Source organism: Flavihumibacter sp. CACIAM 22H1, assembly GCF_001601815.1.
GTDB lineage: Bacteria > Bacteroidota > Bacteroidia > Chitinophagales > Chitinophagaceae > Flavihumibacter.
The window spans coordinates 1-2,591 of the sequence record NZ_LUKG01000159.1 but is presented as its reverse complement, the minus strand read 5'-3'; the positions used below and the strand labels follow the sequence as shown (position 1 = coordinate 2,591).

Genomic DNA, 2,591 nt, shown 5'->3' with positions numbered 1-2,591 from the left:
ACCTGGTGCATCAAATGGATCAACTACACCAATAGTAGGTCTTACGTCGGCAGAAAGGTTCAAAGGAATTTTTTCGAATTTGTAATCAATTCCTCCTGTAGGAAATACTCCCAAACCAAATCCTTTCAGGCCGTCATAATCTGAAAAAGAATTGTATGCCGTTAAACCACCACCAACATACCAGCGAAGCCCGGGTACCGGTTTAATTGGAAAATGGTGCTGGTAGGCAGCGCTGAAAGCTACTGTTACCCAATCAATTCCACCACCTCTGTATCCGCGGAATCCCAGGTTAAATTCTAATGCACCTGGTTCTGTAATATGGGTTTTATAAGACCCGGAAATCAAATCGTAATAACCACCGATTCTTCCTCCAATTGCGCTGTTGTAGGTACTCTGCGCATTTGCACTCATAATGCCAATTGCCATTGCAAAGGATAAAAGCACTTTTTTCATATCAGGGATTTTATTTGGGTGCAAATTACAACAAAGCAGGTAAACTAGTATAATGCTGCAAGAAATGTATACGAACGGTTAGTATTAACCTACGAACTGCCTTTAAGCATGCGAGTTAGAAAATGCAACCGAATAGTTATAAGATAGCTCGCAATGCGGCTCTTCCAATATGAATAACCCGGTTATCGCCGGGCTTGCGGCCTTCGTACTGGATATTCATTTCAAGATTTTTTCCCAATCGTTTTGTTAAATCTAATGACCATTGCAGGTTTTTGCCAGGCTGCAATCCATCCAGCATAATATAGCTAACAGTGGAGTTGGTAGGAAAAGGATAACGAATGGAGGTGTACGTAAATTTTCCCTGAAGTGAAGCATTCTGAAGTAAATTGTATTTAGCGTCTGCATTCAGGGCATGAGAGCTTAAGCGTTCCGATAACCCGGCTGCATTCTTTTTTTGCTGAAACCTGTATCCCCCGGTAATTCGGAAGTTGGCACCTCTTGTATAACTTAACTTTGGTTCCAGGGAATATTGTGTTACCGCATAATTCCGATTGTCAAATTTCTCATTCCCGGTTGATAAATCCGTTTCACCGGTTTTACCGATCAATTCCAGTGTATACCGTTTAGCAATATTCATACGGCTACGGATACTCCATTCCTCCTGGGCCCTGCTTTCCAGTCCGTAGGTCAATAAAATTTTTGCATTGTTCCGGATGTTACTGATGTCAAAGCCCCAGCGAGAACTGAAGCGATTAAAAGCAAGACTGTTTATCCAGATACTGGTTAAACTTATCAAGGTACTATCTACCAGTTTATTATTGAACGGATTGAACTGTATGCTGCCATCAGCCAACTGTTTCCTGAATAATTGCAGGGAACTTTGAAGGTTGAATCTGGTTAAAAATTTCTTCCAACCTGTAGAGTTTACAGGATCGATCAGCGCACGTGGATTAATTCCCATGCTATAATTAAAACTATTATAAGCGGCTTTTACAAACTCGTTAGTAGGGGTGAAAATTCGTATATACCGGGCCTGGTCCTGAAAAAGAGCTATTTCAAATTCATTCAATTGCTGAACGCCATCATTATTGTAATCAAACCAGGCATATTCACCCTGGCCTGCGGGCACTTCCAAAAAGGCGAAATCTCTTTTTTGTTCCTGGCCGGCTCCCAGTTCGTACAAAACGTTTCCGGTAAGCAGGCCTTTCCATTCATTGATCATGTATTCCACCCGGCCCAATACAGTTTTATCAGCGGTCGCATTGGTACTGGTTTTTTGATATACCTGTAAGGTGCGGTAAGTAGCATTAACCCTTAACTGGTGTGCTGCGCTGGACATTAATTCTCCGGTTAGCGTAAAGTTCTGGCTACGATCTGTTCTGACCAATCCTTTTCCAATAGGTAACTGATCACTCCGGGTATAGTAACTGAGGCCCCATTTATTCGGTTTCTGCTCATTTGATTTCAGGTATACTTTAACGATATCAAAGGAAAAACTATAGGGGGTTATGGTATCCGTTAATTTATTCCTTGCTTCATTATGTTCCAGTTCATAACTGAAGCCAAGCGTATAATTCCTTATGCCGGAAAACAGTTTGGAGATATTCAGTGAGGGGCGTAAAAAAAATCCTTTATCCTGCAAACTGGAAGACTGGGTATAACTGAATTGATTATTAAAGGTCCATCCCTTAACCAATTGCTGATGAAGCAGGCTGTTTCTGGCTCCATTGAAACCATCGCTGCGGTTATAGCCGGTAAACTGGTAACGCAGCCGGTTAGAAGCTTTATCATTTAGTTCTAACCCTGCTGAATACATAGTTTCATCGGCAGGTTGCACCAATAGCGGCAGTCCCCAATCGCGCGAAAATTCAACATTCCGTAAACGTTCCAGCGGTTTAAAGCTGTGTTCTACCCATTCAAAAGAACCGTCTCCCTGAACATTGAGGCTTTTGCTTATCCGTTCAATATGCTTGAACTGTAATCGACCGGCAAAACCTTTATCATTGCCTTTTTGCCGGGTTGAATAGGTGTTAATATCATAATTACTCATTCCGATATCTGCGCTTACGGTGGTTTTTCCACTTACCAGGTAGTCTGCTCCGAAGCTTAATACCTGTTGTTTTTTAGGGGTAATAAGC

The 2,591-nt window shown here is 41.9% G+C and carries 1 protein-coding gene and 1 pseudogene; both read right to left on the bottom strand.

Annotated features, from left to right (window positions below; translation table 11 throughout):
• On the bottom strand, window positions 1-453 hold a 453-nt coding region (locus A1D16_RS21505), incomplete at its 3' end, for a hypothetical protein (RefSeq protein ID WP_290713753.1).
• Window positions 454-589: 136 nt separating this feature from the next.
• A pseudogene (locus tag A1D16_RS21500) lies at window positions 590-2,591 on the bottom strand (hypothetical protein); the annotation flags it as partial.